23 protein-coding genes are annotated in these 23,209 nt (G+C 66.3%); 19 read left to right on the top strand and 4 right to left on the bottom strand.

Features of this window, described 5'->3' with window-relative positions:
• Positions 1–35 precede the first annotated feature (35 nt).
• Together ACFQ2S_RS19200 and ACFQ2S_RS19195 are read right to left on the bottom strand one after the other, a co-directional pair.
• Positions 36–1,268 carry a vWA domain-containing protein gene (locus ACFQ2S_RS19200; protein WP_386076970.1) on the bottom strand — a complete coding sequence of 411 codons (1,233 nt, stop codon included), beginning with the start codon at positions 1,266–1,268 and terminating at the stop codon, positions 36–38.
• Entirely contained in the window at positions 1,265–2,179 is a 915-nt protein-coding gene (locus ACFQ2S_RS19195) for an AAA family ATPase (RefSeq protein ID WP_386076968.1), read from the bottom strand. Before ACFQ2S_RS19195 ends, ACFQ2S_RS19200 begins: the two co-directional genes overlap by 4 nt.
• 124 nt (positions 2,180–2,303) lie before the next feature.
• Between ACFQ2S_RS19195 and ACFQ2S_RS19190 the strand changes: the two genes are divergently transcribed.
• The 9 genes from ACFQ2S_RS19190 to ACFQ2S_RS19150 all read left to right on the top strand — a co-directional run bounded on the left by ACFQ2S_RS19190 (position 2,304) and on the right by ACFQ2S_RS19150 (position 11,939).
• Positions 2,304–3,239, top strand: coding sequence for an XdhC family protein (locus ACFQ2S_RS19190; RefSeq protein ID WP_386076967.1), 936 nt, complete (start codon positions 2,304–2,306; stop codon positions 3,237–3,239).
• Positions 3,236–3,829: an NTP transferase domain-containing protein gene (locus ACFQ2S_RS19185; protein ID WP_386076965.1), complete on the top strand. Its 594-nt coding sequence runs from the start codon at positions 3,236–3,238 to the stop codon at positions 3,827–3,829. Before ACFQ2S_RS19190 ends, ACFQ2S_RS19185 begins: the two co-directional genes overlap by 4 nt.
• Before the next feature lie 136 nt (positions 3,830–3,965).
• Entirely contained in the window at positions 3,966–5,558 is a 1,593-nt protein-coding gene (locus ACFQ2S_RS19180; protein WP_386076963.1) for an ABC transporter substrate-binding protein, read from the top strand.
• A 60-nt stretch (positions 5,559–5,618) separates the two neighbouring features.
• Positions 5,619–6,710 carry a M24 family metallopeptidase gene (locus ACFQ2S_RS19175; protein WP_386076961.1) on the top strand — a complete coding sequence of 364 codons (1,092 nt, stop codon included), beginning with the start codon at positions 5,619–5,621 and terminating at the stop codon, positions 6,708–6,710.
• The gene (locus ACFQ2S_RS19170) at positions 6,710–7,717 is read left to right on the top strand and encodes an ABC transporter permease subunit (protein WP_386076960.1); all 1,008 of its coding nucleotides are present in this window, start codon (positions 6,710–6,712) and stop codon (positions 7,715–7,717) included. The genes ACFQ2S_RS19175 and ACFQ2S_RS19170 overlap by 1 nt, the downstream gene beginning before the upstream one ends.
• Position 7,718: 1 nt before the next feature.
• Entirely contained in the window at positions 7,719–8,609 is an 891-nt protein-coding gene (locus tag ACFQ2S_RS19165) for an ABC transporter permease subunit (protein WP_386076958.1), read from the top strand.
• Between the two features lie 4 nt (positions 8,610–8,613).
• Positions 8,614–9,591, top strand: coding sequence for an ABC transporter ATP-binding protein (locus ACFQ2S_RS19160; RefSeq protein WP_386076956.1), 978 nt, complete (start codon positions 8,614–8,616; stop codon positions 9,589–9,591).
• Complete coding sequence (locus tag ACFQ2S_RS19155; protein WP_386076954.1) at positions 9,588–10,541, top strand: ABC transporter ATP-binding protein; 954 nt, start codon at positions 9,588–9,590, stop codon at positions 10,539–10,541. Before ACFQ2S_RS19160 ends, ACFQ2S_RS19155 begins: the two co-directional genes overlap by 4 nt.
• A 186-nt stretch (positions 10,542–10,727) precedes the next feature.
• Positions 10,728–11,939, top strand: coding sequence for a hypothetical protein (locus ACFQ2S_RS19150; protein ID WP_386076952.1), 1,212 nt, complete (start codon positions 10,728–10,730; stop codon positions 11,937–11,939).
• Positions 11,940–11,952: 13 nt separating this feature from the next.
• Here ACFQ2S_RS19150 and ACFQ2S_RS19145 read toward each other — a convergent pair whose 3' ends face one another.
• Positions 11,953–12,570: a sugar transporter gene (locus ACFQ2S_RS19145; protein ID WP_386076950.1), complete on the bottom strand. Its 618-nt coding sequence runs from the start codon at positions 12,568–12,570 to the stop codon at positions 11,953–11,955.
• A 199-nt stretch (positions 12,571–12,769) separates the two neighbouring features.
• Here ACFQ2S_RS19145 and ACFQ2S_RS19140 point away from each other — a divergent pair, with 199 nt between their 5' ends.
• From ACFQ2S_RS19140 to ACFQ2S_RS19130, 3 genes are all read left to right on the top strand, one after another.
• On the top strand, positions 12,770–13,942 hold the full coding sequence (locus ACFQ2S_RS19140) for an ROK family transcriptional regulator (protein WP_386076949.1): 1,173 nt from the start codon (positions 12,770–12,772) through the stop codon (positions 13,940–13,942).
• An 84-nt stretch (positions 13,943–14,026) separates the two neighbouring features.
• Positions 14,027–14,821, top strand: coding sequence for a tryptophan 2,3-dioxygenase (locus tag ACFQ2S_RS19135; protein WP_386076947.1), 795 nt, complete (start codon positions 14,027–14,029; stop codon positions 14,819–14,821).
• Positions 14,822–14,920: 99 nt separating this feature from the next.
• Entirely contained in the window at positions 14,921–15,481 is a 561-nt protein-coding gene (locus tag ACFQ2S_RS19130) for a hypothetical protein (protein WP_386076946.1), read from the top strand.
• A 185-nt stretch (positions 15,482–15,666) separates the two neighbouring features.
• Here ACFQ2S_RS19130 and ACFQ2S_RS19125 read toward each other — a convergent pair whose 3' ends face one another.
• Positions 15,667–16,062, bottom strand: a complete 396-nt coding sequence (locus tag ACFQ2S_RS19125) for a hypothetical protein (RefSeq protein ID WP_386076944.1) — start codon at positions 16,060–16,062, stop codon at positions 15,667–15,669.
• Between the two features lie 199 nt (positions 16,063–16,261).
• Here ACFQ2S_RS19125 and ACFQ2S_RS19120 point away from each other — a divergent pair, with 199 nt between their 5' ends.
• The 7 genes from ACFQ2S_RS19120 to uvrC all read left to right on the top strand — a co-directional run bounded on the left by ACFQ2S_RS19120 (position 16,262) and on the right by uvrC (position 23,188).
• Positions 16,262–16,645, top strand: coding sequence for a potassium channel family protein (locus ACFQ2S_RS19120; protein ID WP_386076942.1), 384 nt, complete (start codon positions 16,262–16,264; stop codon positions 16,643–16,645).
• 207 nt (positions 16,646–16,852) lie between these two features.
• On the top strand, positions 16,853–18,100 hold the full coding sequence (locus ACFQ2S_RS19115) for a glycerate kinase type-2 family protein (protein ID WP_386077043.1): 1,248 nt from the start codon (positions 16,853–16,855) through the stop codon (positions 18,098–18,100).
• 96 nt (positions 18,101–18,196) lie between these two features.
• Positions 18,197–18,991, top strand: coding sequence for a S49 family peptidase (locus ACFQ2S_RS19110; protein ID WP_386076941.1), 795 nt, complete (start codon positions 18,197–18,199; stop codon positions 18,989–18,991).
• 1 nt (position 18,992) lies between these two features.
• The gene (locus ACFQ2S_RS19105) at positions 18,993–19,184 is read left to right on the top strand and encodes a hypothetical protein (RefSeq protein WP_089230571.1); all 192 of its coding nucleotides are present in this window, start codon (positions 18,993–18,995) and stop codon (positions 19,182–19,184) included.
• A complete protein-coding gene (locus ACFQ2S_RS19100) occupies positions 19,185–20,180 on the top strand; it encodes a calcium/sodium antiporter (protein WP_386076939.1) in 996 nt (331 codons plus the stop codon).
• Positions 20,181–20,200: 20 nt separating this feature from the next.
• Entirely contained in the window at positions 20,201–20,986 is a 786-nt protein-coding gene (locus ACFQ2S_RS19095) for an SDR family oxidoreductase (protein ID WP_386076937.1), read from the top strand.
• A 306-nt stretch (positions 20,987–21,292) separates the two neighbouring features.
• Positions 21,293–23,188, top strand: coding sequence for an excinuclease ABC subunit UvrC (uvrC, locus tag ACFQ2S_RS19090; RefSeq protein ID WP_386076935.1), 1,896 nt, complete (start codon positions 21,293–21,295; stop codon positions 23,186–23,188).
• The last annotated feature ends 21 nt before the right edge of the window (positions 23,189–23,209 follow it).

The following is a 23,209-nucleotide window of genomic DNA, read 5'->3' as shown; positions in this document are numbered from 1 at the left end:
TTTCCGGACAGAAGAAGCGAACCGTGCGCGGCGGATCAGCTGTCGAGGCCTGCCAGAAGGCGGGTCTTGTGGCCCGCGCCGGTCAACGCAGACGAAAGGTCCGCGAGAGTGTCGAGCGAGTGGCAGGCGGCGAAGCTGTCGACATGCGGCAGCAGCGCCCGGATGCCGCCGGCCTGGGGCGCAAAGCCGTCGAAGCGCAGCAGCGGGTTGAGCCAGATCAGGTGCCGGCAGGACAGGGCGAGCCGCTCGGCCTGCTGGTTGAGCAGGTCCGGGTCGCCGCGTTCCAGCCCGTCCGAGATCAGCAGCACCACGGCGCCGCGTCCGAGCACCCGGCGTGACCAGTCCTTGTTGAACCGCTCCAGAGCCTCGCCGATCCGCGTGCCGCCACGCCAGTCCTGCGCCTCTCGGCCGACCGCCTCCAGCGCTAGGTCGGGATCCTTGTGGTGCAGCGCGCGGGTGACGTTGCTCAGCCGCGTGCCGAAGGTGAAGCTGTGGATGCGGCCCCAGGCGCCGTCCTGCGCCTGCCCCAGGGCGTGCAGGAAATGCATCAGCATCCGCGAGTAGATCGACATCGACCCCGAGATGTCGCAGAGCGCAACCAGGTCCGGCGGGCGCAGGCGGGGACGGGTGGTCGACAGCCGATCGATCTCGCCGCCCCGACGCAACGAGTGGCGCAACGTGGCGTGGATGTCGGGGTGCCGGCCATGGGGGGCAGGGGCCTGGCGCCGGGTGCGGATCGGCGGCACCGGCAGGCGCAGGGTGCGGATCGCGCGGGTGGCCTCGGCCAGCTCGGAGGCGCTCATCTGTTCGAAATCCATTGCCCTGAGCCGCTCGGTGTCGGACCAGCTCAGATGCGCCTTGATCTCGATCTCCTGCCGATCCTTTTTCGGAGGCGGGCGCTCCGGCCGGTCGCCGAGGGCGTCGGAGGCACGGCGTTCGGCGGCCTTGGGGCGGGTGTCCTCCGGCTGACCGCGCAGGGACGGCGAGAGCATGTGGATCATGTGTTCGAGGAAGTCGGGGTCGCGCCAGAACATGGCGAAGATCTGGTGGTAGATCTCGAGGTCGCTGGCGCGGTTGATCAGGGTCGCCCGCAGGGTGTGGTAGAAATCGACCCGGTGGGTGAAGCCCGCGGCCTCGACCGCGCACACCGCGTTCTCGACCTGCGCTGTGCCGACCTTCACGCCCGCCTTGCGCAGGGCGCGGGTGAAATGGACGATGTTCTCGACCAGCCGGCCGTCGACCTCGCCGGGCCGGCGCGCGGCGGTCATCCCGCGGTGGCGAGGCGGGCCTTGGCCTCGTCGAGCAGGCGCGTCGCCTCGGCGCCGGCGATGCGGGTGATGTCGTCCTGGTATTTCAGCAGCCCGCCGAGCGTGTCGGAGATGACATCGGGCGAGAGTGCCACCGTGTCGAGCGCGATCAGGCAGCGCGCCCAGTCGATGCTCTCGGCCACGCCGGGGGTCTTGAACAGGTCCGCGCCGCGCAGGCTCTGGACGAAGGCGACGATCTCGGCGGAGAGCGCATCGGTCGCCTCCGGCACGCGGGCGCGCAGGATCTCCATCTCGCGGGTGAAATTCGGGTAATCGACCCAGTGATACAGGCAGCGCCGCTTCAGCGCGTCGTGCACCTCGCGGGTGCGATTCGACGTCAGCACCACGATCGGCGGTTCGGGGGCGCGGATCGGGCCAAGCTCGGGGATGGTGACCTGGAAATCGGAAAGCGCCTCGAGCAGGAAGGCCTCAAAAGGTTCGTCGGTGCGGTCGATCTCGTCGATCAGCAGCACGGGCGGCCCTTCGGCATGGGGTTCCATCGCCTCCAGCAGCGGGCGGCGGATCAGGAAATCCTCGGAGAAGAGCTCGCTCTGGAGGGCAGCCCGGTCGGCCCCGCCAGTGGCCTCGGCGGTGCGGATCGCGATCATCTGGGCGGAGAAGTTCCACTCGTAGATCGCGGAGGCGGCGTCGAGCCCCTCGTAGCATTGCAGGCGGATCAGGCGGCGGCCGAGGGCCGCGGCAAGCGCCTTGGCGATCTCCGTCTTGCCGACGCCGGCCTCGCCTTCGAGGAAGAGCGGCTTTCCGAGGCGCAGCGCCAGGAAGGCGACGGTGCCCAGGTCGCGGCCGCAGACGTAGTTCTGCCCGTTGAGCAGCGCGATGGTGTCGTCGATGGATGAAGGGATCTCGCCCAAGGTCGCGCGCTCCTCCTGCTTGCGGTTCGGGGAAGACTAGGCGGCAGTTTCGCCGCTGTCCACGTTTCGGAGCGCTTGCCCCGCGGCGGCGGCGGTCTAAGAATGGTCGAAACGCGGGGGGAAAATGACCGAAATCGTTTCGGGTCCGGCAAGGGACCCAATTTCAGAGCTGCTCTCTCGGCCGGAGGAGTCTGTGCTGGCAGTGATCGTCGGGGTCGAGGGGCCATCCTACCGGCCGGTCGGAGCCACGATGGCGATCTTTGCCGATGGCGCGCGGGCGGGGACGCTGTCGTCGGGCTGCGTGGAATCCGACATCGCGCTGCACGCGCTGGAGACGCTGGAGCGGGGGCGGCCCACGGTGCTGCGCTACGGGCGCGGCTCGCCCTTCATCGACATCCAGCTTCCCTGCGGCGGCGGGCTCGACATCCTGCTCCTGCCGCGGCCGGACCGCGAGGCGTTGGGTGATCTCGCGCAGCGGCGGGCGGCGCGCCAGCCCTGCACGCTGGAAGTGGCGGAGGAGACCGGCGCGATGGCGATCCGGGAGACGGGCGAGACCGGCCGCGACGCCGGCCTGTTCCGCCTGCGCTGCCTTCCGGAACTGCGGTTCCTGGTGTTCGGCAAGGGGCCCGAGGCGAGCACGTTCGCCGCGCTGGTGAAGTCGGCAGGCTATCCCAACATGCTGCTCTCGCCCGATGCCGAGACGCTGGAGGAAGCCGCGCGCGCCGGGAGCGAGACGCGGCACCTGGTGCGGCCGTTCCTGCCGGAGGATGTGGCCGTCGATGCCTGGACGGCGATTGTGCTGTTCTTCCACGATCACGACTGGGAGCCGCCGATCCTGGAGGGCGCGCTTGCGACGGACGCGTTCTATATCGGCGCTCAGGGAAGCCAGCGGGCGCGGGATGCACGGCTGCTGATGCTGGAAGGCATGGGTGTGCCGGAGGACGCGCGGGCGCGGCTGCACGGCCCGGTGGGGCTGATTCCCTCCGCACGGGATGCGCGCACGCTTGCCGTCTCTGTCCTCGCCGAGATCCTCGCGGAGGCGCCCTGGGTGCGGGCATGACACGGGTCGGGCTGATCCTGGCAGCGGGCCGATCCGCGCGGTTCGGGTCGGAGAACAAGCTGCTGGCCCCGTTCCGAGGCCGTCCCCTCGCGGCCTGCGCGGCCGAAGCCATGCGGGGTGTCGCGCTCGATCACCGGCTGGTCGTCACCTCCTCGGCGGAGGTCGCGGCCCTGTTCGAGGGGTTCGAGAGGGTGCCCGGCGCGGGCGATATGGCCGGCCAGGCCGACAACCTCCGGGCGGGCGTGGCGCGAGCCCGGGCGCTCGGTGCGGATCGCCTGCTGATCGCGCTGGCCGATATGCCGCTGGTCGGGGCCGAGGTGATGCAGGCCGTGCTCGAGCGATGTGGCGCAACCTGCGCCAGTGCGGTGACGGACGGCCGCCGCAGGATGCCCCCCGCCTGCTTTCCGCAATCCGATCTTGCCGCTTTGTCCGGGCTGCAGGGCGATCGCGGGGCAGGGGCGCTCCTGCGCGGCTTGCCCTCGACCGCGTTGGTGACGGTGGCTGCGGACGTGCTTGCCGACGTTGATACAGTGGCCGATCTTGCGGCGCTGGCGGCGTCCAGCGGTCACGAACCCGGCAACCGCCCATAGAACATCCAGCTCGGCGCGCGGAACGGCTCTGCTGTCGTTACGGGAAGCGGAGGCCCGGCTTGCATCCATTTTGGTTTGGTTGTCTAACTTTGTGCATGTGCCCCGTAAGTGGGCAGATCTCGCAGGGAGACTACTTATGAAACAGACGCGGACATTTACCGCAGCGCTCATGTGTGCTGGCGTTCTTGCCGGTGCGGCTTCGGCGCAGACACTCGTATATTGCTCCGAGGGCTCGCCCGAAGGCTTCGACCCGGCGCTCTATACCTCGGGCACAACCTTCGATGCCTCCGAGCACCCGATCTACGACAAGCTCGTGCTCTTCGAGACCGGCACCACCAACGTGATCCCGGGCCTCGCCGAGAGCTGGGAAGTTTCCGAGGACGGGCTGGAGTATACCTTCAACCTTCGTCAGGGCGTCAAATTCCACAGCAACGACGCCTTCACGCCGACCCGCGACTTCAACGCCGACGACGTGATCTTCTCGTTCGAGCGCCAGTGGAAAGAGGACAACCCCTACAAGGGTGTCTCCGGCGGCACCTGGGAATACTTCGACGGCATGTCGATGCCCGACCTGCTGAAGGAAATCGTCAAGGTCGACGATTACACGGTGAAATTCGTGCTGAACCGGCCGGAAGCGCCGATGATCGCGAACCTCGCCATGGGCTTCGCCTCGATCGTGTCCAAGGAATATGCTGACGCCATGCTCGAGGCAGGCACGCCCGAGCAGCTGAACCAGGCGCCGATCGGCACCGGCCCGTTCAAGTTCGTGGCCTATCAGAAGGACGCCGTCATCCGCTTCGTGCGTAATGACGAGTACTGGCGCGATCCGGCGGCCATCGAAAACCTGGTATTCGCGATCACGCCCGACGCGTCTGTCCGCTACCAGAAGCTGCAGGCCGGCGAATGCCATGTGATGCCCTATCCGAACCCGGCCGACATCCAGGCGATGAAGGACAACCCGGACATCAACGTGATGGAGCAGGAAGGCCTGAACGTCGGCTACCTCGCCTACAACACGACCCAGGCGCCCTTCGACAACCCGAAGGTCCGCAAGGCGCTCAATATGGCCATCGACAAGCAGGCCATCATCGACGTCGTGTTCCAGGGCTCCGGCCAGATCGCCAAGAACCCGATCCCGCCGACCATGTGGTCCTACAACGACGCGATTGAAGACGATGCGTTCGATCCGGAAGCCGCCAAGGCTGCGCTCGAGGCCGAGGGCGTCACCGACCTCAGCATGAAGGTCTGGGCGATGCCGGTGCAGCGTCCGTACAACCCGAACGCCCGCCGCATGGCCGAGCTGATCCAGGCCGACATGGCCAACATCGGCGTCGACGTGGAGATCGTTTCCTACGAGTGGGGTGAGTACCTCAGCCGCTCGCGCGAGCTTGATCGTGACGGTGCCATCCTGCTCGGCTGGACCGGCGACAACGGTGACCCGGACAACTTCCTCGCCGTTCTGCTCGGCTGCGACGGTGTCGAGAACTCGAACCGCGCCCAGTGGTGCTACGAGCCCTTCGAGGAAGTGATCCAGAAGGCCAAGGTCACCACCGACGTCGCGGAGCGCACCGCGCTCTACGAAGAGGCGCAGGTCATCTTCAAGGAGCAGGCGCCTTGGGCCACCATCGCCCACTCGGTCGTCTTCATGCCGATGCGTCCCGAGGTGGAGGGCTACAAGGTCCACCCGCTCGGCGGCCACATCTTCTACGGCGTCAGCATCGCCGAATAATCTCAACCGTGGTCCGGGGCGCTCAGGCGCCCCGGTCCCTCTTTCGGGTTCCCTGACAATATGGATCGCTACAGCGACTATCGCCGCATCGCACGCTCGCTTGGCGCGGATGCGGTCGCGCTCGTTCCGGGCGCAAACTTCGAACGCCTCTACAACGCCTCTTTCCACAGCCTCGAGCGTCCGCTGGTTGTCGTGATCCCCGTCGAGGGCGCGCCGGTGGCCATCGTGCCGAACCTCGAACTCCGCAGCTTCGAGCCGCTTGCCTTCGAGGGCGAGGTTTTTGACTGGCGCGACCAGGATGGCTATTCCGAAGCCTTTGCCGCGCTCGCCCGGCACCTGCCGCTGAAGACGCTCGCGGTGGAGGGCCAGGTGATGCGGGTCTTTGTGCACCACGCGCTGGTCACCGCGATCCCGGGCCTGCAGGTGCTGGATGCCGAACGCGAGATCTCGGCGCTGCGTCGGGTCAAGACCGCCGACGAGATCGCCACGATGGAATGCGCCATCGCCACCTCCGAGAAGGCGCTGGCCGAGGTCCTGGAGCAGGTGCGCATCGGCCAGACCGAGGCCGAAGTGCAGAGCTTCCTGACCCAGGCGTTGTTCCGCCACGGGGCCGAGGATCACGCCTTTGGCCCGATCGTCGCCGGCGGCGACAATTCCGCACGTCCCCACGCCCATGCGCGCGTCGACTACGCGCTGCGCGACGGCGATTGCCTGCTGTTCGACTTCGGCGCCCGGATCGGCGGGCTCAACGCCGACATCACGCGGACCTTCTTCGTGGGCCATGCGCCGGACGAGGCGCAGGAGGTCTATGAAACGGTGCTTTCCGCCAACCTGCGCGGGATCGAGGCGACCCGCCCGGGCGTCAGCGCACATGACATCGACGACGCTGTGACTTCGGTGCTCGAGGCCTCCCGCTTCGCCGACCGCATCCGGCACAAGACCGGCCACGGCTTAGGCCGGGCGGTGCACGAGGCGCCGCAGGTGATGCGCGGCAACCACGAGATCCTCGAACCCGGCATGGTCATCACCGTGGAGCCCGGGCTATACGCCATCGGTGACCTCGGGATCCGCATTGAGGATGATGTCCTCGTCACGGAGACCGGGTGCCGCTCGCTGACGACCTTTCCAAAGGACCTGACGGTAATCGGATAATGCTGAATTTCCTCCTGTCCCGCCTGCTCACCTTCGTCCCGACCTTCATCGGGGTGACGCTGATCTCCTTCTCTTTCATCCGGGTGCTGCCGGGCGATCCGATCATCGTGATGGCTGGCGAGCGGGGCATGAGCGATGAGCGATACGCCGAACTGCAGGCGCAGTTCGGCTTCGACAGGCCGCTCCTGGCCCAATACTGGGATTACATGACCGGCGTGCTTCAGGGGGACCTCGGCAACAGCTTCGTCACCAAGAAGCCGGTGTTCGACGAATTCTTCGCGCTGTTCCCGGCCACGCTGGAGTTGTCGATCTGCGCCATGATCTTCGCCGTGGTCCTCGGCCTGCCGGCGGGCGTCATCGCGGCGATCAACCGGGGCAAGCTGTTCGACCGGACGCTGATGTCCACCGCGCTGGTCGGCTACTCGATGCCGATCTTCTGGTGGGCGCTGCTGATGATCATCGTCTTCTCCGGCTGGCTCGGCTGGACGCCGGTCTCGGGGCGGATCTCGCTGATCTATTTCTTCGACGACGTTACCGGCTTCATGCTGATCGACTCGCTGCTCTCGGGCCAGAAGGGCGCCTTCTCCTCGGCGGTGAACCACCTGATCCTGCCGACGATCGTGCTTGGCACCATCCCGCTCGCGGTGATCGCGCGTCAGACCCGTTCCGCCATGCTCGAGGTGCTGAGCGAGGACTACATCCGCACCGCCCGCGCCAAGGGCCTGCCGCCCTCCCGCGTCACCTATATCCACGCGCTGCGCAACGCGCTGATCCCCGTGGTCACCGTGATCGGCCTGCTGGTCGGAACGCTGCTGGCCGGCGCCATCCTGACCGAGACGATCTTTTCCTGGCCAGGCATCGGCAAATGGATGGTCGACTCGATCTATCGCCGCGACTACCCGGTGGTGCAGGGCGGTCTGCTGCTGATCGCCGTGATGGTGATGATCGTGAACCTGACCGTCGACGTGCTCTACGGTTTCATCAACCCGAAGATCCGGAAGTCCTGACATGGCCGAGGCAACAGCAAACATCGAGCGGCCGGGCCGCCTGAAGGAATTCTGGTTCTACTTCCGCGAGAACCGCGGCGCGGTGTTCGGGCTCTGGGTGTTCCTCGCCTTCCTCTTCGTCGCGATCTTCGCGCCACTGATCGTGCCACACGACCCGACCGCGCAGTTCCGTGACCACCTGCTGCAGCCTCCTGCGTGGCAGGAAGGGGGCGACTGGACCTTCGTTCTGGGCACCGACGCGCTCGGTCGCGATCTGCTGTCCCGGCTTCTCATGGGCGCGCGCTACTCGTTCTTCGTGGGCATCGTCGTCGTCGTGGTTGCGGCGACCGGAGGGATCACCGTTGGCCTTCTCGCCGGTTTCGCTCCGAGATGGCTCGACACGATCATCATGCGGATCATGGACGTGATCCTCGCCTTCCCCTCGCTGCTGCTGGCGCTGGTCCTGGTCGCGATCCTTGGCCCGTCGCTCCTGAACGCGATGATCGCCATCGCGATCGTGCTGCAGCCGCATTACGTGCGCCTGACCCGTGCTTCGGTGATGTCGGAGCGCAACAAGGATTACGTGACCTCGGCCCGCGTGGCAGGGGCGGGGCGCTGGCGGATGATGTTCATCACCGTGCTCCCGAATTGCCTTGCCCCGATCATCGTGCAGGCGGCGCTGTCCTTCTCCACCGCGATTCTCGACGCGGCGGCGCTTGGCTTCCTCGGCATGGGCGCGCAGCCGCCGACACCGGAATGGGGCACCATGCTCGCCGAGGCGCGGGAGTTCATCCTGCGCGCCTGGTGGGTCGTCACCTTCCCCGGCCTTGCGATCCTGATCACGGTGCTGGCCATCAACCTGATGGGCGACGGTCTGCGCGACGCGCTCGATCCCAAGCTGAAGAGGAGCTGACGACATGGCGCTTCTCGAAGTCCGCAACCTGTCTGTCGATTTTGCCACCACCTCGGGCACGTTCCGCGCGGTGGACGGCTTCGACCTGACGCTCGACAAGGGCGATATCACCGCCGTGGTGGGCGAATCCGGCTCCGGCAAATCGGTGGCCTTCCTCGCGATGATGGGCCTGCTGCCCTGGACCGCGACGATCACCTCCGACCAGCTCACCTTCGACGGCAACGACCTGCGCGGCATCTCGCCCCGCAAGCGGCGCCAGATCATCGGCAAGGACATGTCGATGATCTTCCAGGAGCCGATGACCTCGCTCAACCCGTGCTACACCGTGGGCTTCCAGATCAAGGAGGCGCTCCGGTTCCACCTCGGGATGGACCGAAGACAGCGTCAGGCCCGCGCCGTCGAGCTGTTCGAACAGGTCGGCATCCCGGCGCCGGAGACGCGGCTCTCGGCCTTCCCGCACCAGATGTCAGGCGGCATGAACCAGCGGGTGATGATCGCCATGGCGATCGCCTGCAAACCGAAGCTGCTGATCGCCGACGAGCCGACGACCGCGCTCGACGTGACGATCCAGGCGCAGATCCTGGAGCTTCTGACTTCGCTTCAGGAAGAAACCGGGATGGCGCTGGTCCTGATCACTCACGACATGGGCGTGGTGGCGGAGACCGCGGAGCGCGTGTCTGTGCAATATGCCGGTCAGAAGGTGGAGATGCAGGACGTGCGCTCGCTGTTTGCGACGCCGCATCATCCCTACACCGCCGCGCTGCTGGCCGCCCTGCCTGAGCGCGCCACCACCAAGCACCTGCCGACGATCCCCGGCGTGGTTCCGGGCCAGTTCGACCGCCCGGCCGGCTGCCTGTTCAGCCCGCGCTGCGCCCATGCCGACGAGCGTTGCCGCACCGTCGCGCCGCCAATCGGCGGGCCGGAGCTCGGCTTCGCCCGCTGCCATTACCCGCTCAACGTGGCCCAAGAGGAAAGCGTATGACAGAGCCTGTCCTCATCGCCGAGAACCTGACGCAGGAATACGTCCTGAAGGGCGGCCTGTTCGGTCAGGATCGTATCGTGCGCGCGCTGACCGGCGCGTCCTTTTCCCTCGAGCCGGGCAAGACGCTTGCCGTGGTGGGCGAATCCGGCTGCGGGAAGTCGACCCTGGCGCGCTGCATCACCATGATCGAGGAGCCGGTCGCGGGCAGCTTCGTGCTCGACGGGACGAAGGCCGGGCCGAACACCCACGACAAGCTGCGCACCACCGTGCAGATCGTCTTCCAGGACCCCTACGGCTCGCTCAACCCACGGCAGCGCTGCGGCCAGATCCTCGAGGAGCCGCTGGTGATCAACCGCCCCGAGATGTCCGCCGAGGAACGGACGCGGCGGGCGCGGGAGATGCTGGAACTCGTGGGCCTGCGGCCCGAGCATTTCGACCGCTACCCGCACATGTTCTCGGGTGGCCAGCGGCAGCGGATCGCCGTGGGCCGGGCGCTGATGCTGGAGCCCAAGGTGCTGGTCCTCGACGAGCCGGTCTCGGCGCTCGACCTGTCGATCCAGAGCCAGATCCTGAACCTGCTGGTCGACCTGCAGGAGCGGCTGGGCCTTGCCTACCTGTTCATCAGCCACGACCTGTCGGTGGTGAAGCACGTCGCCGACGATGTCATCGTGATGTACCTCGGCCGTCCGGTCGAGGTGGGCAGCAAGGAGGCGATCTTCAGCCACCAGCGGCACCCCTATACCAAGGCGCTGCTCTCGGCGACGCCGATCGCCGACCCGACCCTCCGAAAGGAACGGATCAAACTGGTGGGTGAATTGCCGTCGCCGGTGAACATTCCGCCCGGCTGCCCGTTCAGCCCGCGCTGCTGGAAGGCCACCGACAAGTGTCGGACGGAGCGTCCGGAACTGGAAGGCCAGCCGCACGCCGTGGCCTGCCACTTCCCGGAGTGATCGTCGGGTCGCGGTGTGATCTTGCGGGATCTCGCGGCAGTGCAGAATTGTTGAAGGGCTGGCCAAGGGCTTCTACACTTCGCCTGCGGCCCCCGCCGAGCGGTGCGGACACAGCCAAAGGAGGTCCCGATCATTTCCGGTCGGCCCATATCGACTTTGTCCAGGTCGGCGCGTGCCCGGGATTTCGTGGCCGCGTTCGATCTGTGGTGGCAGGATCCCGGCGCCGAGGGGTTTCCCTTCGGTTTCGCCATCGATGCCAGCCATGAAGTTGGCAAGCAGTTCCTGCCTGAAGAAATGATCGGCTGCCTTGCCCGGTTGCGCGAGGCGCGGTCCCGCGTTGGTGGGGGCGCCGAGGCGCAGCGGCTGCTCGACGGCTTCCTCGACTGCGCGCTGGACAAGCACGAGGGCCGCTACGACTACGCCACCTATTGCGCCCTGAAGGTCCTCGACTTCCCGGACGACGGTACCGGTTTCCACGATCCCGCAGGGGTGCTCGAACAGCGCGATCTCGGTCTGCTCGCGCTGATGGGCGATCTGCTCGGCTTTGAACTCGACGCGCTGGAAGGCCGGGCGGAGATCCTGCCGCTGATGCGCCCCGGGGCGGAGCTTGGGCGGCGTCGACTGCGCCTGACGCTCGCGGCGCTGCGCCCGTCGCTCGACCGGGCCGGGCTGGCGATCCACTCGGACGAACCAGAGGACGCGGCGCGGAACGTGCTCGAGGCGATCGGACCACGGGTCTCGCAGCAGATGCGGCGCCGGCTCGCCGCCAGCATGCTGCCGGTTCACGTCGTGCACGACGAATACCTGTTCCTGCGGGTGCTGCAGGGCTTCGAACTGAGCTTTGCCTGGATCGCCGTCTCGCTCTGGCAGGCCATCGACGCGATGCCATCCGCGCCCGCGACGTCGCTCGGCTGGCTTCACCTCGCAAACCAGCTTCTGCGGGAGGTGTCCCGGCTCTTTCCGCTGATCGGTTCGATGCAGCCCGCGGCCTTTCACGAGTTCCGCCGCTATACCGAGGGCGCCAGCGCCATCCAGTCGGCCGGCTACAAGACGGTCGAGGCGCTGTGCCGCCGGCCCGATGCGGAGCGGCTGGACTCGCCTGCCTACCGCTCGGTGCCGGAGGTGCAGGCCGCCGTGCAGGAAGGCCTGCCCACGCTGGAGGATGCGCTGGCGGCGATGAACGAGGATCCCGAAGCGGATGTTGCCCTGCGCGGGGAGATCGAGGCGGAGCTTGCCGCCTTTGCCCGCCAGTTGCTCCGCTGGCGGCAGGCGCATTACCAGATCGCCCGCCGTTTTCTCGGCGACCGCTCCGGCACGGGCTATACCGAGGGGCTTCCCTATCTCGACAAGGGCCGGTCCGTCCCGGTGTTTCGCGCCGCCAGCCTCCGCGAGACCTGAGCCGGGCGCCACCTCAGAAAATTCGGTCGCAGGCCCCTATGGCGGCGTTGATCCGGCTCGCATTGGCGAGGTCGTTGGAGCGGGCCCGGGCCTCCGCCGCATCGGGGGGCAAGCCATGATCCAGCCAGCGGCGGATCAGCCGTTCCAGCAGGACATCCTCGCCGACCTTCAGGAAGCAACTGAAATCCCAGAGGGGCGCGAGCTTGTCCCAGGGGCTTTCGGCGAAACACAGGTAATTGCCCTCGACTACGGCGATCCGGTCCTGCGGGCCGATCTCGACCGCACCGGCGATGGATATGTCGCGCTCCCGGTCGAAGGTGGGCAGGATGACCTGCGGTTCCTTGCGCAGGCGCCGGATGGCATGGACAAAGCCCTCGCCGTCGAAGGTCTCCGGCGCGCCCTTCCGGTGCAGCAAGCCGCGGGCGGTGAGCAGGGCATTGTCGAGGTGGAACCCGTCCATCGGAACCAGGACCGCCGCCGCGCCGTGCTGATTCAGCCTGTCGGTTAGGCGGGCGGCAAGCGTGGATTTGCCGGAGGCGGGAGGGCCCGCGATGGCGATCAGACTGCGCACCCCGCTTGGCCGGACCGACAGCGCGATCTCCGCAAGCTCAGTCAGCCGATCCCCGTCCATGTCGCACTCTCCTCCCGGCTGGGCCGGCTCTCTCCGGAATCAGGACTCAGGGAATCCGGATGCCTTGTCAAGACAGGTGAAACTCCGCTAGTTTTCATGACCGGGTCTCGGATCGGTGGCCGTGTGTCCCGGTGCAACCGGAGGACCAGACGTGGTGACGATACCGGATTGGCCGGCATCGGGCAGTTGGAAAAGCTCGGTGCGCGGGTCGAATCAGAGCGGCTTGCGGGCGCACAATGAGCGTCTGGTGCTGTCGTTGCTGCGCCGCGAGGGGCCGATGGCAAAGGCAGAGATCGCGCGGGTCTCCGGGCTGTCGGCGCAGATCATCTCCGGCATCATGCGACGGCTGGAGGAGGATGGGCTGTTGAAACGGGGCGAGCCGATCCGTGGCAAGGTCGGCCAGCCCTCGATGCCCATGCACCTCGCCCCCGACGGCGCTTATTTCCTGGGGCTGAAGATCGGACGGCGCTCGGTCGACCTGATCCTGATCGATTTCGTGGGAACGGTGCTGGGGCGTGTCCACCAGACCCATCCCTATCCTACCCCGGACGCCGTCATGGGCTTTGCGCTCGAGGCACTCGAGGAACTGCAGGCCAAGCTCCCGCCCGACAAGCGGCCGCGCATCGCCGGACTTGGTATCGCCATACCGTTCCGGCTCTGGGATTGGGCGGTCTCGATCGGCGCACCGCTCGACGAGATGGAGGCATGGCGGGATCGGGATATCCGCACCGAACTGGCGGGCCGCCTCGAATTCCCGGTCTACCTCTGCAACGACGCCTCCGCCGCCTGCGGCGCGGAACTGGTGTTCGGTTCGGGGGAGCGGCCGCAGGTCTTCCTGCATTTCTTCATCGGCTATTTCATCGGTGGGGGGCTGGTGCTGAACGGCAGTCTCTACACCGGACGGACCGGCAATGCGGCGGCGCTTGGGTCTCTGCCGATTCCAGGGCCGGCGGGCACCTATGCGCAGCTCGTGGACGTTGCCTCGCTCTGCGTGCTGGAGCAGGAGGTCCGGGCCGCGGGCAGGCCGACGGAAAGCCTCTGGAACCCGCCCGAGCACTGGGACGTGCCGCCTGCGATCCTAGATACCTGGATCAGCGAGGCCTCCGCGAGCCTTGCCTATGCCATCGCCGCCGCGACCTCGGTCATCGATTCCGAGGTGGTGATGATCGACGGATGGCTTCCGGTCGACGTGCGTCGCAAGCTGGTGGAGGGAACCGACCTTGTCTTGAGGGACCTCGACGTCGGCGGCATCGAGAAACCGAACCTGCGCGCGGGCACCATCGGTCAGGATGCGCGGTCCCTCGGCGCGGCGAGCCTGCCGCTGTCCGACCGATACCTGCTCGACCTGAACGCGATGATGCTTCCCTCCTGATGGCCGGGATTGATGCCCGCGCCACCGCCCGCTAGCGTGGCCCACGGCCGGCCTGCAACGCCCGCCCCATCCGAACGAGGCCCCATGTCGAGCGGCGAGGATTTCAGCTACGTCAGCCATCTTGCGCTGGACCGCCTTCTTTCGGCACAGCAGCCGGTATCGGACCGGCATGACGAGATGCTCTTCATCATCCAGCACCAGACCAGCGAGCTCTGGATGCGGCTGGTCATTGTGGAACTGGAGGCTGCACGGACCGATCTGCGCGCCCGCGACCTGCGCGCGGCGCTCAAGGCGCTCGGCCGGGTCGGCGTGGTGTTCGATCAGCTGGTCAGCAGTTGGGACGTGCTGCGCACCCTGACGCCGGTGGATTTCGCGAGCTTCCGCGGCGATCTCGGCAACGCGTCGGGGTTCCAGTCCTTTCAGTATCGGATGATCGAGTTCATACTGGGCAACCGGTCGGTGGAGATGCTTGAACCGCACCGCCGCGACGCCGCCATCGTCGATGCGCTGATCGCCGAACTGGCGCGCCCCTCGGTCTACCAGCAGGCGCTCGGGTGTCTTGGCGCGGAACTGGGCGTCGACCTGTCCGGGGCCTGTATCCCTCGCAACGATGCCCACGCGCCCGACCCGGACGTGCTGCAGGCCTGGGGCGCTGTCTATGCCGACCCCGACCGATACCCCGCGCTCTTCGACCTCGCCGAGGCGCTGGTCGGTATCGAGGACCGGTTCCGGTGCTGGCGGTTCAACCATGTGACGACGGTGGAGCGCGTAATCGGCTTCAAGCGGGGCACCGGCGGGACGAGCGGTGTGAGCTACCTGCGCCGGATGCTCGACGTGGAGCTATTCCCCGAGCTTTGGCAGGTTCGCACGACGATCTGAAGAGGGGTGAGACTGGCCCCTTCCATTGCGTGGGACGCTGACCTAGCCTTTCCGCGAAGGCACCGATCCGGGTGTCCGGAAAAAGGGGGCAAAGTCCTGATGAAACTGAAGATCCTGCTCGCAGCATCGATGCTGCTGTTGGCCGCCGGCTGTGGCATGATGAATCGCGACACGAGCTTCGCCGAGCGGAGCGAAACCGTGACGCTGACCGGCACCATCGAGGAGGTGGACCTCGATAGCCGCCTGTTCAAGGTGCGCGACGGTAGAACCGCGGTCGTGTTCCGCGCCGGACCCCAGGTACGGAACCTCGATCAGGTCATGGTCGGAGATCGGGTCACGCTTGACTATTACGAATCTGTCGCCGTTGGCATGGCCGACCCCGACGATCCGGGCACCGCCGTTGGCGAGGTGATCGGCGGTGTTGCCGCGCCGGGTGAACGGCCCGCTGCAGGCGTTTTCGGCTCGTTGACCGGCGTGGTCGAGTTCGTGTCCTACGACCCCGATACGCAGATCGCGACCGTCAAGCTGCAAGACGGCACCTTGGAAAGCACACGCGTTCAGCCGGAGATGCAGGCCTTTGCCGCCGCGCGCGTGCCTGGTGACCGTATCGTCGTCGTGATCGATCGTGCCGTTGCCGTCGCGGTGACCGCCGCGGAATGATCTTCACTCCCTGGAGGAGGAACGTCTGAAAACGCGACGCCCCGCCGGGATATCGGCGGGGCGTTTGCCGTGATGTCGGCTGTTGAACCGTATGACCCTGCCCGGCGCCAGCATATCCCCTCTGTGCCACCATCGCTTCGAAGCTGCCGAGAACGATGAAGGACCAAATTGCGCCAGACTGCCGTCTAATGCGGTTTCTGCTGACTGGCCTCCAGCCGGTTCTTGAACATGAACATCGGCAAGAGGATGTTGGCGATCAGGGCGCCGAGCCAGACGAGAAGCGTCGCTGCGAGCCAGGTTGCGAGCCCGTCCATCGACATGTTGGAGACGATTGCATTGGTGATGCCAAGGCCCACGAAGGTCGTCACCAGCGCCACGCCGCCCTTGAGCGCCGGCACGTTCTTGTCCGAGAGCTTGGTTATGATCGGCGCGGCGATCGCCTCGACCAGCGACAGCAGCAGCGTCGCGATCAGGAAGCCGGTGAAGCTCAGCGTCAGCCCATCCAGCAGCAGCGCCGCCACAAGAAGCCCGACGCCGTTCGCGAGGATATAGAAGAGAACTGATATCAGCGTGCGCATCATGGATTTCGCCCTCCGACTGGGATGTGCTCCTCAAGTCCTAGCCAAGTCGCGCTCTTCGGACAACAATCCCCGCTGTAGCTTACGCTGGGGCACTCTGCGCTTGCTGCTGTTCAAGGCGCATCGATCTGCCTAACCTCAAGGGTGTCGGACACCTGCGCGCCATCGGTCTGGCCGGAGCCGCAGCAGACAGGAGACCCGAATGCCCGCCAGACCCACCGGCAAGAACTCCCGCACCATCGGTCGGGGTTTCATCGAGGCGATCAATGACCCGGGGGTCCGCATCCTTCTGGCTTTGACGGCGACCGTGATCCTCGGCGGGGCGCTGGTCTATTCCCTGCTGGAGGGCTGGGGCTTTGTCGACTCGATCTATTTCGCGACGGTCACCCTGGCCACGGTCGGCTACGGGGATCTTGCGCCGCAGACGACATTGGGGCGGTTGTTCACCGTGGGCTACATCATCCTCGGGATCGGCCTTTTCGTGGCGCTTGCAAGCGCCATGGCGGATCACCTGATCCGGCGCGCCAAGCAAGACCACGGCTACAACGAAGGCTCCGACAGGGATGACCCGCCTCCCTCAGGCTGACCTCGGACAGAGGGAACGATTTGCGGGAGCGCAGCCTTCGCTTGAACCGGAAGACCGGTGGCGGTCCCGGACCGCCCGGATCCTGTTGAGTCTCCGCTTTCAGGCACGTATCTCTTCGACAAGGACGTGTGCCTCTGGCCGGATCGTCCAAGCTGCTGCGGTTCCGGCGAAGCGCCGGTCCAGGAAGGGAGGGCGACCGTGACCCAGATCGAGACCCCGGACGCCCTGCTGCGCGCCCTGTTCGCGCGGGCGGTGGAAGTCGCCGACCCGATGGCGGTGATCCCGCAGCAACTTCCATCGAAACCCGCCGGTCGGGTCGTCGTTGTCGGTGCGGGCAAGGCCTCGGCGCGGATGGCGGAGGCCGTGGAGAGCCAGTGGGGGCCCTGCGAGGGGCTGGTGATCACGCGCTACGGCTATGCCCGGCCCTGCGCAGGGATCGAGATCGTCGAGGCGGCGCATCCGGTTCCGGACGCCGCGGGGCTCGAGGCCACCGAGCGCCTGCTCGCCCTGCTGGAAAGTCTTGGGCCGGAGGATTTCGTGCTGGCGCTGATCTCGGGCGGCGCATCGGCCCTGCTGGTGCAGCCCGCCGGAAAGATCACTCTGGAGGAGAAGCAGTCGGTCAACGCGGCCCTTCTCGCCTCGGGCGCCCCCATCGACAAGATGAACACCGTGCGCAAGCACCTCAGCCGCGTGAAGGGCGGTCAGCTTGCGGCTGCGGCACATCCTGCGCGGATGCTGACGCTGATGATCTCCGACGTGCCGGGCGATGATCCGGCTTTCATCGGCTCCGGGCCGACGGTTGGCGACGCAACCACCGCGGGTGACGCGCTGGCGATCCTGCGGCAATGGAGCGTGCCGGTGCCGGAGTCGGTCTACGAGGCGCTGGACATGCCGACCGGGGTGATCCCGCCGGGCGATCCGCGGCTGTCGCTGGTGGAAAACCGCATCGTCGCCGCGCCGTCGCTTTCGCTCGCCGCGGCAGAGGAAAACGCCCGTGCGGCCGGATGCGAGGTGGTCATGCTCGGCGGGGACGTCGAGGGGGAAGCGCGTCTGGTGGCGCGCCAGCAGGCCCGCGCGGCGCTCGCGGCCCGGGGTCCGCGTCCGATCCTGTTGCTGTCGGGCGGTGAGCTGACGGTCACCCGGCGCGGCGACGGCGTCGGAGGCCCGAACGCGGAGTTCGCGCTGGCCCTGGCGATCGAGCTGGCCGGCGCTCGGGGCATCCACGCCATCGCCTGCGACACTGACGGTGTCGATGGCGCCGCAGAGGTCGCCGGTGCGATCATCGACCCGACGACGCTGACGCGGGCCGCCGCCATTGGCTGGGACCCGAGGGTCGCGCTGGAGCGCAACGACGCCCACAGGTTCTTTGCCGCGCTGTCCGACCAGGTGATCACCGGGCCGACGCTGACCAACGTCAACGATTTCCGGGCGATCCTCGTCCAGCCGGCAACATGACATCGGAGGTGCGGGAGTAGGGCAGTTCTGCAACAGGTGTGCGGCATACAGGCCCCCTCCTTGTCGCTCCCCATACCCGCACCTAAATCGGGGTTCATGATGCGCCCCCTGCCGTTCCTGAACAGGAATCCACTGGTATCTGTCATCCGTCTGGACGGCCTGATTTCGGCTGGACAGCGCGGTTTGAACAATGCCGGCACGGGCGCAATGATCGAACGGGCGTTCACGCGCGGCAAGCCGAAGGCGGTGGCGCTGGTCATCAACTCGCCCGGCGGCTCGCCGAGCCAGTCCTCGCTGATCGCCGCCCGCATCCGGCGTCTTTCCGAGGAAAAGAACATCCCCGTCACGGCTTTCGTCGAGGACGCGGCGGCGTCGGGCGGTTACTGGCTGGCCTGCGCCGCGGACGACATCATCGTCGACGAGAATTCCATCGTCGGCTCGATCGGGGTGATCTCGGCCTCTTTCGGGCTGCAGGATTTCATCTCCCGCTTCGGTGTCGAACGGCGGGTCCATACGGCCGGGGAAAGCAAGAGCTTCCTTGATCCTTTCCAGCCGGAGAGAGCCGAGGACGTGGCGCGGTTGAAAGACTTGCAGGAGCAGATCCACGGCAATTTCATCGCCCATGTACAGACTCGGCGGGGCGACAAGCTCGACAAGGAAACACGTTTGTTCACCGGCGATGTCTGGGTCGGGCGCAAGGCTGTCGACGTCGGTCTGGCGGACGAGGTGGGTCATCTGGTTCCGGTGATGAAACGACGCTACGGCGACAAGACAAAATTCGCGGTGCACGGGCCGCGGCGCAGCCTGCTCCGGCGCCTTGGCATTTCTGCCGGGGCCGAGGTTGTCGCCGGGCTGGAGGAGCGGGCGCTTTGGGCAAGGTACGGACTCTGACGTGCTGGTAAAGGTCGTCACCTTTTTCCTGATCGGCATGGCCGTGATGGCGATGTTCGGCCGGCTGCGCTGGCCGGGCGGGGCACGACGGATCGGCCGGAAAGACCCGCGACCTGCAAAACCTGCAAAATGCAAGGCATGCGGCGCCTTTATCATCGGCGATGGCCCATGCCCCTGCCAGAAGGATAAGTGAATGCTGATCGATGTTGCCCTGGCCGGGCTGGGGCTTGTGATCCTCCTTCTGGCGGGGGACGCACTTGTGAAAGGCGCGGTGAACCTCGCGCTGCGTATCGGCATTCCGGCCCTGCTCGTCTCGTTGACGATCGTGGCCTTCGGCACCTCGGCGCCGGAACTCCTTGTCTCGATCCAGGCGATCCTGATGCACGCGCCGGGCATCGCGCTTGGCAACGTCATCGGATCCAACATCGCGAACGTCCTGATGGTGCTCGGCGTGCCGGCAATCCTGACCGGGCTGCACACCTCCGGCTGCGATACCCGCAAGACCTACGTCATGATGATCGTCGCGACGGTCGTTTTCATCGGGCTCGCCTACACCGACCTGTTCAACTGGGTCGACGGGACGGTGCTGCTGTTCATGCTGGCGCTGCTTCTGGGCGACGCCTTCCGCACCGCCTACCTCCATCGCCGCGAAGTGCGCAGTGCGGAGGCCGCAGCAAAGCTGGCTGCTGAGAGCTGCAGCCTCGATGGCGAAGAGGAGGAGGTCGAAGGCGCCGACCCCTCGCTGCCGATGTGGAAGATCCTGATCTACCTCGGGCTCGGGCTGATCGGCCTGCCGCTCGGGGCGGACATACTCGTCGATTCCGCCGTGCGCATCGCCGAGGCGCTGCAGGTTCCGGAGACGGTGATCGGCCTGACGCTCGTGGCCATCGGCACCTCGCTGCCGGAACTCGCCACGACGGTGATGGCGGCGCTGCGCGGGCAGACCGAGATCGCGATGGGCAACGTCATTGGTTCGAACCTGTTCAACCTGCTGGCGATCATCGGCATTGCGAGCTTCGTTGGTCCGATCCCGGTAGATCCCGCAACGTTGGTTTTCGACATCTGGGTGATGCTCGTCGCGTCGCTCATCCTGATCCCCTTCGTGTTCATGAAACGCGACATCACCCGAGTTTGGGGTGGGGTATTCATAGCGCTTTATGTTGGCTACCTTGCGATGGTGGTGGCCTGAGACGAGCCGAAAGGGCGTGTATGACCGAGAAAAGAGCCTTGGTGACCGGGGGCGCCCGTCGGCTTGGCCGCTCCATGGCGCTGTATCTGGCCGACCGCGGGCATGACGTCGCAATTCATTACAACGGCTCGGCCGAAGAGGCCGCCCAGGTGGTGGATGAGATCCGTCACCGGGGGCGCAACGCGGCGGCCATCCAGGCGGATCTGACCGACGAGGCGGCGATGCAGGGTCTTGTGCAGGCTGCGGCCGAGGCGCTCGGGGGACCGTTGAACCTGCTGGTGAACAATGCCTCGATCTTTGAGAACGACACCATCGCGACCGCGACGCGGCAGAGCTGGGACCGGCACATCGAGTCGAACCTCCGTGCGCCGGTCGTCCTGACCCAGCGATTTGCCGAGCAGGCGCCCAGGGCGATCCTCGACCACAACCACGAGCCGCTCCCGCAATCGCTCGTGGTCAACATGATCGACCAGCGGGTGCGCAAGCTGACGCCGGCCTTCATGAGTTACACCATTGCCAAGATGGGCCTCTGGGCGTTCACCCGGACCTCGGCGCAAGCGCTCGCGCCGCATGTACGGGTCAATGCGATCGGTCCCGGACCGACGCTCATGGGGGAGCGGCAGACCGACGACCACTTCGCCCGGCAGCGGCGCGCGACCATACTGGAGCGTGGCGCCAACCCCGAGGACATAACCGCGGCGCTCGGATATCTGATCGATGCGCCGGGCGTCACGGGGCAGCTTCTCTGTGTCGATGGGGGGCAGCATCTGGGCTGGAAAACGCCGGATGTGCTCGGTCCGGAGTAGCAGTATTGCAGCGCCCTCACGTCACTTATGCACGTTTGGCAAGCGCTTCACAAATTCGTTAGGAAACCTTTATAAAAATCAAGCAATTGGCCGAGGCTTGTTAAAATTATGTTTAAAAACAATATCTTATTTTTCTGCCTAAAAATTAAGCATATCAATCAATCGCTGAATATACAACGAGAATTTCAGGACGCCGAAGGGTTATCCAACGGGTTATCCACAGAAATCGTGGACATGTTTCCAGTTGCCCTTCCCGTCGCTACGTTGCAGCGGATCGAAGGAATCGAAAGTTAACGGGAGGTTAGCGTGACACCGGCCGACAACCAGGAGGCGAATGGCGATCAGGCGCCGGCTGAAACGCTCACAGGCCACCGCCGTATCCACGCTTACCTGAAGATTCTGGAGAGCTCGCCCGGCGTCTACCGGATGCTCGATGCCGAGAGCCGGGTGCTCTATGTCGGCAAGGCGCGCAACCTCAAGGCGCGGGTCTCGAGCTATGCGCGCCCGACAGGGCACAGCCCACGCATCGCCCGGATGATCTCGGAAACCGCTTCGATGATGTTTCTCACTACGAGGACCGAGGCGGAAGCACTGCTGCTGGAGCAGAACCTCATCAAGCAGCTCAAGCCGCGCTACAACGTGCTGCTGCGGGACGACAAGTCCTTCCCGAACATCCTCGTGGCCAAGGATCACGCCTTTCCGCAGATCAAGAAGCACCGCGGTGCCAAGAAGGAGAAAGGCGCCTACTATGGCCCCTTCGCCAGCGCGGGCGCAGTGAACCGGACGCTGAACCAGTTGCAAAAGGTGTTCCTGCTGCGCAACTGCACCGATGCGACGCTGGAAAGCCGCACGCGGCCCTGCCTGCTCTACCAGATCAAGCGCTGCTGCGCGCCCTGCGTCGGGCATGTGACCGAAGAGGAATACGCGGCCCTTGTGCAGGATGCCGAGATGTTTCTGCAGGGCCGGTCGACCAACATACAGGCGGAATTGGCCGAGCAGATGCAGGCCGCGTCAGACGCGATGGAGTTCGAGCGGGCGGCGGCCCTGCGCGACCGGATCCGGGCGCTGACCCAGGTGCAGTCGGCTCAGGGCATCAACCCGCGCGGCGTGGCGGAGGCAGATGTGATCGGGTTGCACATGGAGGGAGGGCAGGCCTGCGTGCAGGTGTTCTTCATCCGCGCCAACCAGAACTGGGGCAACCACGATTACTATCCCCGCACCGGCGGTACGCAGTCGGTGGGCGAGGTCATGCGCTCCTTCCTTGGCCAGTTCTATGACGGCAAGGAGCCGCCGAGGCAGCTCATCCTGTCGCACGACATCGAGGACCGGGAACTGCTGGTCGAGATCCTGTCGGAGCGCGCCGGGCGCAAGGTGGAGATCCTCGTGCCGCAACGGGGCGAGAAGGCGGAACTGGTGGCCGGCGCGGTGCGAAATGCGCGGGAGTCGCTGGCGCGGAAGATGTCGGAATCGGCGGCGCAGTCGCGGCTGCTGGCGGGCCTTGGCGAGGCGTTCGATCTCGGCGGACCGCCGGGCCGGATCGAGGTCTATGACAACTCCCACATCCAGGGCACCAACGCCGTTGGCGCGATGATCGTCGCGGGGGCGGAGGGCTTCGTGAAGAGCCAGTACCGCAAGTTCAACATCCGTGGCGAGGACCTGACGCCGGGCGACGATTTCGGCATGATGAAGGAGGTCCTGATGCGGCGCTTCCAGCGTCTGCTGAAGGAGGACCCGGACCGCCAGTCCGAAGCTTGGCCGGACCTGCTGCTGATCGACGGCGGCGCGGGGCAGGTGAGCGCGGTGGCCGAGATCATGGCCGAGCTTGGCGTGGAAGACGTGCCCTTCGTCGGCGTGGCCAAGGGCGTGGACCGCGATGCCGGCAAGGAAGAATTCCACCGCCCCGGACAGCGCCCCTTCGCGCTGCGCCACAACGACCCCGTGCTCTATTTCATCCAGCGCCTGCGCGACGAGGCACACCGTTTCGCCATCGGGGCGCACCGCCAGAAGCGGGCGAAGGCCATGGGCGCGACGCCTCTGGAGGAGATCCCCGGTGTCGGCGCGACCCGCAAGCGCGCGTTGCTGGCGCATTTCGGCTCCGCCAAGGCCGTGAGCCGGGCCAATCTCGCGGACCTCAAGGCCGTCGATGGCATCAGCGAAGGGCTGGCGGAGCGGATCTACGACCATTTCAACGAGGGCGGCTGAGACTCGCGGCGGCCGGAGTGT

Source organism: Tropicimonas aquimaris, assembly GCF_042676185.1.
Lineage (GTDB): Bacteria > Pseudomonadota > Alphaproteobacteria > Rhodobacterales > Rhodobacteraceae > Tropicimonas > Tropicimonas aquimaris.
This window is presented reverse-complemented; position numbering and strand designations above follow the sequence as displayed.